This window comes from Streptomyces torulosus, assembly GCF_001419765.1.
Lineage (GTDB): Bacteria > Actinomycetota > Actinomycetes > Streptomycetales > Streptomycetaceae > Streptomyces > Streptomyces torulosus.
Genome location: NZ_LIRK01000288.1, coordinates 1 through 6,241, shown reverse-complemented (window position 1 = coordinate 6,241; position 6,241 = coordinate 1). Strand labels below are relative to the sequence as shown.

The window sequence follows — 6,241 nt, the reverse complement described above, 5'->3', positions numbered from 1 at the left end:
TGCGCGACAAGCCCCCACGCACCCGCACCCGCCGACGAACCGCGCACCCCCGAGCTACCAGGCGCCCGGCAGCCGTCACTCCCCCTTCTGCGACCGCGCCTTGAACGCCGCCTTCCGCGCCTCCTTCGCCACCCGCTTGTCCGGATGGATCCGCCCCATCGCCTCCAGCACATCCGCCGTGGCCGGATGCCCCACCCGCCACGCCGCGTCGAAGAACCCCCGGTGCTGCTGCGCGAGCCCCTCCACGAGCCCCCGCAGCTCCGCCGAGTTCCCCTCGGCCGCCAGTTGCGCGGCCACCGTGTCGATGGTCAGCCAGAACACCATCTCCTCGGACGGCGCCGGCACGTCCGCGGCGCCCCGCTCGGTGAGCCATACCCGGGCGAGTCCGCCCAGTTCCGCGTCGTCGAGCACTTCCCGCAGCGCGGGCTCCGCGGCGGCGCCCACCACGGACAGCGCCTGCTGGCAGCGCAGCCGCCGCAACGGCGCCCCCTGGTCGGACCCCCGGGCGGCGGCGAGCAACTCGCGTGCGGCGGCCAGCGGTTCGTGCCGGGCCAGCCACTGCTCGGTCTCGGCGAGGGCCGCCCCCGGCGGATACTCGGCGGTGCCGTCGAGCAGCACGTCCGCGCCCTTGTCGGCGAGGTCCCCGACCACGGGGGCCGCGAGGCCCGCCTCCTGGAGGCGCGCCCGGATCCCGTACAGCCCGAGCGGGGTGAGTCGCACCATGCCGTACCGGGTGACATCGGTGTCGTCGACGACCGGACCGCTCCCGGCGCCCTCGGCGGTCGCGGCGGCCGCGTTCTCCTCCGCGTCCGTCATGAGCGCCTCGTCCACGGGCTGGTACTCCACCAGCCCGACCGGCTCCAGCACCCGGAACTGGTCGTCGAGCCGCATCATCGCGTCCGACACCTGCTCCAGGACGTCGTTGGTGGGCTCCCCCATGTCGTCCGGCACGATCATCGACGCGGCGAGGGCGGGCAGCGGCACCGGCCCGTCGCCGGGTCCGTCCTCGCTGACGGTGAGGAGGTAGAGGTTGCCGAGCACCCCGTCGAGGAACTCGGCCTCGGCGTCGGGGTCCCAGTCCAACTCGGAGAAGTCGATCTCGCCGCCGGACTCCATGGCGTCGACGAGGCCGTCGAGTTCGGGCACGCTCGCGTCGGCCAGCGCGGCCTCCAGCGCGGCGAGCCACACGCCGAGGACGTCGCGGGGCGCGCCGGAGGTGAGGAGCGCGAGCGCGTCGCCGGTGGTGACCGCGCTCCCCTCCTCCTCGTCCGGGTCCACGATCTCGACGAGCCCGGTGTCGACGGCCACCCGCCACGCCTCGCTCGCCAGGGCCGCCGCGTCCTCGGGGGTGGTGCCACCGTCAGCGGTCCTGGTGGTGCCCCCGGCGGCTCCCTCGCCGGTGAGCCCGAGCGCCTCGGCCGCGGCGGGCAGTTGTTCCTCGACGAGTTCGCCCCCGGCGCCCACCCGCGTCTCCGGCCCGGCCCAGCGGGCGAGTCGCGCTGCGCGCGAGAGCAGCGGGGTGGCGAGCGCGTCCCGCGCCAGTTCCGCCTCGGAGCGGAGCCGCACCGGCGGCAGTGGCGAGCTGTCTGACATCGGCGGGGTTCTCCTCGGGGACGAACGACGGCGAGCGGTGTGCGGAACAAGCATCATCGATGGCGAGGCGGGGCCGGTCCGCGCACCACCTCGGCAACCGCTCAGCCTAGACGGATTTCCACCCATGCCGCCTGGTTCATGTACCTGCCAGGAGTTGGACGTGGCCGAAACCTTGACAAGTGGCCTGACCAGGCTGGAGATTGACGCGCGTAGAAACTCACGGGTAGCTACGGGGGCGAGACCCCGGCCTCCCTGGACGCCCCTCTTGGGCGTCCCGGCGTTCTACGCGCGTCACACCGCCCCACCGGTATCTGGCCACCCCCCGTCCACCCTCGTCCCGGCGCCCATGTACGTCCCCGGAGGGATCCCCTTGCCGAGCAAGAGAACCGCGCGCATCGGCGCGCTGACCGTCGCCGCCATCTGCTCCACCGTCTCCGCCGTGGCCCTGACCTCGCCCGCCGCGGCGGACACCATACGCATCCACGACATCCAGGGCACCACGCGCACCTCGCCGCTCGTCGGCCAGCAGGTCACCGGTGTCGAGGGCATCGTCACCGGTGTACGGACCTACGGTTCGTCGCGCGGCTTCTGGATGCAGGACACCCGGGCGGACGACAGCCCGGCCACGAGCGAGGGCATCTTCGTCTTCACGAGCTCCACGCCGAAGGTTTCCGTGGGCGACGCGGTCACGGTGTCGGGCACGGTCGGCGAGTTCGTGCCGGGCGGCACTTCGTCCGGAAACCAGTCGGTCACCCAGCTCTCCCGCCCCACCGTCACCGTGGTCTCCAGTGGCAACGCCGTCCCGGCCGCGACCGTCATCGACGCCGCGTCCGTGCCGAAGGCGTACGCCCCGGCCGGCGACACCGCCGCGAACGGCTCGGTCAACGGGCTCACCCTCGACCCCGCCGCCTACGCCCTGGACCACTACGAGTCCCTGGAGGGCATGAACGTCCAGGTCGCCGACGCCCGTGTGGTCACCGCGACCGACGCGTTCACCGAGCTGTGGGTCACGGTGAAGCCGCGGGAGAACGCCAGCCTCCGCGGCGGCACGGTCTACGGCTCCTACACCTCGCAGAACACCGGCCGGCTCCAGATCCAGTCGCTCGGCGCGGCCGCGGACTTCCCGAAGGCGAACGTCGGCGACGTCCTGACGGGCACCACCGAGGGCCCCCTGGACTACAGCCAGTTCGGCGGCTACACGCTCGTCGCGAGCAAGCTCGGCACCCTGAAGCAGGGCGGCCTGGAGCGCGAGACGACCCGTAAGCAGGCGCGCGGCGAGCTCGCGGTGGCGACGTACAACGTCGAGAACCTGGACCCCTCCGACACCACGTTCGCCGCCCACGCGGCCGCGGTCGTGAACAACCTGAAGTCGCCCGACATCGTGGCCCTGGAGGAGATCCAGGACAACAACGGTGCGACGAAGGACGGTACGGTCGCCGCCGACCAGACGGTGAAGAAGCTGATCGACGCCATCGTGGCGGCCGGCGGCCCGGCGTACGACTGGCGCTCCATCGACCCGGTCGACCTCGCGGACGGCGGCGAGCCCGGCGGCAATATCCGCCAGGTGTTCCTGTTCAACCCGGAGCGGGTGTCCTTCACCGACCGCGCGGGCGGCGACGCCACCACCGCGGTCGGTGTGACGAAGGCGTACGGCAAGGCCCGGCTGACGCTCTCGCCCGGTCGTATCGACCCGGCGAACGCCGCCTGGACCAACAGCCGCAAGCCGCTCGTCGGCGAGTTCTCCTTCCGTGGCCAGTCGGTGTTCGTCATCGCGAACCACTTCTCGTCCAAGGGCGGGGACCAGGCGCTGCACTCGCAGTTCCAGCCGCCGACGCGCAGCTCGGAGACGCAGCGGCACCTCCAGGCGACCGCCGTGAACACGTTCGTCAAGGAGATCCTGGCGAAGCAGAAGAACGCGAACGTCATCGCCCTCGGCGACATCAACGACTTCGAGTTCTCGGACACCGCCAAGCTGCTCGAGGACGGCGGCGTGCTGTGGTCGTCCGTCAAGTCGCTGCCGAAGAACGAGCGTTACTCCTACGTCTACCAGGGCAACGCGCAGGTCCTCGACCAGATCCTGGTCAGCCCGTCGATCCGCCGCTCGTGCGAGTTCACGTACGACAGCGTGCACATCAACGCGGAGTTCCACGACCAGATCAGCGACCACGACCCGTCGGTGCTGCGGTTCCGCCCGTGACCCGCTGAGGGTTCCGGGTCTTTCAGGGCTGGCTGAACACGCCGTTCAGCCAGCCCTTCCATGCCGCCTCGTCGGCCTCGGCGTCGGCACCCGGCGCGAAGTCGTGGACGCTGACACCGACGGGGTGACCCCAGTGGCCGCGGCCGAAGAAGCGGATGAGGGCGTCGTCGGTGCGCAGCCCGATGAAGTAGGGGTTGCGGTAGTCGACCACCGCGTCCAGGGGCTTCCCCTCGGGCCCCTCCGCCCGGACGCGTGCGCCCTCGGCGGTGTCGTCGGCGAGGCCGAGCGCCCGCGCGACGGCGGTGAACGCGCCGACGGCGGAGGACGCCTCGGGCCCCTCGAAGGTGGCGAAGGCGGTGACCGGGCGGCCCGCGAAGCGCGTCAGGTACTGGCGCAGGGTGTGCAGGTAGAAGTCGGTGTGACGACCGGCGGCGTCGTACTGGTTGTCCCAGTCGTCGACGAAGATGCCGCTGTGCACGTAGCGCACCCAGGCGCGGCGGCCCTCGTCGCGCGGCTCGATCGTGTAGTCGAGCTGGTTGAGGGTCTGCTCGGAGATGCCGTCGACGTCCTCCACCCGGTTGGTGTAGCGGTGCGGCGGCTCCCAGGCGGTGACCTCGGAACCGAAGGGCCCCTTGCCGCCGACCCGCGGCTCGGGCGCCTCCATCGGCCACAGCCAGCCGCCGGTACCGCTGGTGACTGCGTCCCACACCTGCTCGGGCGTGGCATCGACCTCGAACTCTCGGGCGATCTCGAATTCCTTGGACATGGTGGCTCCTGAGTACTACGGGTGCGATGGCGATTCGGGGGCGGGGTTCCCGGCCGGGGATCCGGTCAGGGGGTGGGCGCCGGGCTCGGCGGTGGCCGCACCCTCGTCCGCCGTCCCTGCCGGACGCGTGATCGTGGGGTGGACGGCGACGACGATGCGATGTGCCCGGCCGCCCTCGGCCTCGGGGGCGTCGTACTTGCGGATGAGGGCGCTCACCCCGGCCGTCAGCTCCCGAACGAACGCGGCGCGGTCGGCGGCCGAGGCGAAGGTGACCTCGCCGTCGAGCGCGTAGGTCGCGAGCCGTTGGCGCGCCCTGGTCGCGCCGGTGATCAGCGACCCGACGTCACGGACGAGCCGGGCGCCGAGCGCGAGCAGCCAGCGCGCCGAGAGCTGGTCCCGAAAGCGGTCCGGGTCCGGCTGCACGGCGGCGAGCGCGAGCGGCGAGATCACGTACGACGCGGCGGTCGCCCGCATCAGCCGCTCGGTGACGTTGCCCTTGCGGCGCTCCTCCGCCAGTTCGACCAGGCCGTGCTGCTCCAACGCCTTGAGGTGGTAGTTCACCTTCTGACGGGGCAGCCCGACCTTTCCGGCCAGCATCGCGGCGCTCGCCGGGCCGGCCGCCAGCTCCGCCAGCAGCCGGGCCCGTACGGGGTCCAGCGACACGGCCGCGGCCTCCGGGTCCTCGATCACGGTGACGTCCCACATGACTCCACGCTCTCACCGAAAACTTTTTTTGTCCAGGCGATTCGAGTGTTCGGTGAGTCGCGTCTCGCCCTCGCCTCTCGCCTCTCGCCTCTCGCCCCTCGCCTCAGTCGGGGACGAGGCCGAGGGCGTACTCGTACCGGCTGACCGTGCTGCCCTTCAGCCCCGGCCAGGTCTGGACGCGGTGCCACGGTTCGGTGGGTGAGCCGACGCCGTCACCGTCCGCGGCGAGCGCGTCGATGTGGGCCTGGGCGCTCTCCCATTCGGCGTAGTTCAGGACCCGGGTGCCGTCGGTGCCGAGATGGAAGTGCGCGGCGATACCGCCGGGGTGCTGGTTCGGCTCGGCGGCCAGCGCCTCCTCCACGGCGTCCACCCAGGCCCGCTGCCGGTCCGGATCCGGGCCGGCGAACTCGACGTCGACGATGACCACGCACCCCGGTACCCGCGTGTCGTGATCGCCGCCGGTGAGGCTGCGGTAGTGGCGGTAGCGCCCGAGCCGCACCCGCTCGATGTCCGGCACGGCGGTGTCGATCGCGTCGTTGCGTTCCTGCCGGCGGGTCCGCACGAAGGCCTCATAGGCCTGCTCGTCGGCCCACTGCGAGTAGTGCAGCAGGGTGGAGCCGTCCTCGCCGGTGTAGAGGAAGTAGCCCAGCAGCCCTTCGGCGGGCCAGGGCCGCCCCAGCCAGGTGTCGGCCACGGCTTCGACGACCTGGCGTTGCCGCTGCGGCGTGCCGACCCGCCAGGTGCTGAAGAAGGGCGCCCCGACGCCGGGGCGGTCGAGGACGGGATGGACATCGGTACGACGGGTCATGACGCTCTCCAAGGTTCGGTGCTCGATGGACGGACACCCCCCACCCTTCAACCTCAACCAGGATTCAGGTCAACTCCGCGATTCGAGGCCCGAATTCGGGAGACCCGCCTGGTCATGGACGAGAAGCGGTCCGACGCCGCGCAGGCGAACACGGGGGCGGGAACGGGGATGG

Annotated in this window: 5 protein-coding genes; 1 reads left to right on the top strand and 4 read right to left on the bottom strand. The window is 71.9% G+C overall.

Annotated features, from left to right (window positions below; all coding sequences use genetic code 11):
* Positions 1 to 75: 75 nt before the first annotated feature.
* On the bottom strand, positions 76 to 1,593 hold the full coding sequence (locus tag AOK23_RS20575; RefSeq protein ID WP_055714160.1) for a hypothetical protein: 1,518 nt from the start codon (positions 1,591 to 1,593) through the stop codon (positions 76 to 78).
* 370 nt (positions 1,594 to 1,963) lie between these two features.
* On the opposite strand from AOK23_RS20575, the gene AOK23_RS20570 reads away from it, so the two are divergent.
* Positions 1,964 to 3,790 (top strand): endonuclease/exonuclease/phosphatase family protein, encoded by a 1,827-nt coding sequence (locus AOK23_RS20570; protein ID WP_055714159.1) that lies wholly within the window; start codon positions 1,964 to 1,966, stop codon positions 3,788 to 3,790.
* A 22-nt stretch (positions 3,791 to 3,812) separates the two neighbouring features.
* Here AOK23_RS20570 and AOK23_RS20565 read toward each other — a convergent pair whose 3' ends face one another.
* The 3 genes from AOK23_RS20565 to AOK23_RS20555 all read right to left on the bottom strand — a co-directional run bounded on the left by AOK23_RS20565 (position 3,813) and on the right by AOK23_RS20555 (position 6,069).
* Entirely contained in the window at positions 3,813 to 4,556 is a 744-nt protein-coding gene (locus AOK23_RS20565) for an SRPBCC family protein (protein WP_055714158.1), read from the bottom strand.
* A gap of 15 nt (positions 4,557 to 4,571) precedes the next feature.
* The gene (locus AOK23_RS20560; protein ID WP_055714157.1) at positions 4,572 to 5,261 is read right to left on the bottom strand and encodes an ArsR/SmtB family transcription factor; all 690 of its coding nucleotides are present in this window, start codon (positions 5,259 to 5,261) and stop codon (positions 4,572 to 4,574) included.
* 103 nt (positions 5,262 to 5,364) lie between these two features.
* A complete protein-coding gene (locus AOK23_RS20555) occupies positions 5,365 to 6,069 on the bottom strand; it encodes an antibiotic biosynthesis monooxygenase (protein WP_055714156.1) in 705 nt (234 codons plus the stop codon).
* Between the last annotated feature and the right edge of the window lie 172 nt (positions 6,070 to 6,241).

Excerpts from the sequence above, each read along its gene's own strand:
- AOK23_RS20575 (WP_055714160.1), bottom strand. The coding sequence starts at position 1,593 with ATGTCAGACAGCTCGCCACTGCCGCCGGTGCGGCTCCGCTCCGAGGCG.
- AOK23_RS20565 (WP_055714158.1), bottom strand. The coding sequence starts at position 4,556 with ATGTCCAAGGAATTCGAGATCGCCCGAGAGTTCGAGGTCGATGCCACG.
- AOK23_RS20560 (WP_055714157.1), bottom strand. The coding sequence starts at position 5,261 with ATGTGGGACGTCACCGTGATCGAGGACCCGGAGGCCGCGGCCGTGTCG.
- AOK23_RS20555 (WP_055714156.1), bottom strand. The coding sequence starts at position 6,069 with ATGACCCGTCGTACCGATGTCCATCCCGTCCTCGACCGCCCCGGCGTC.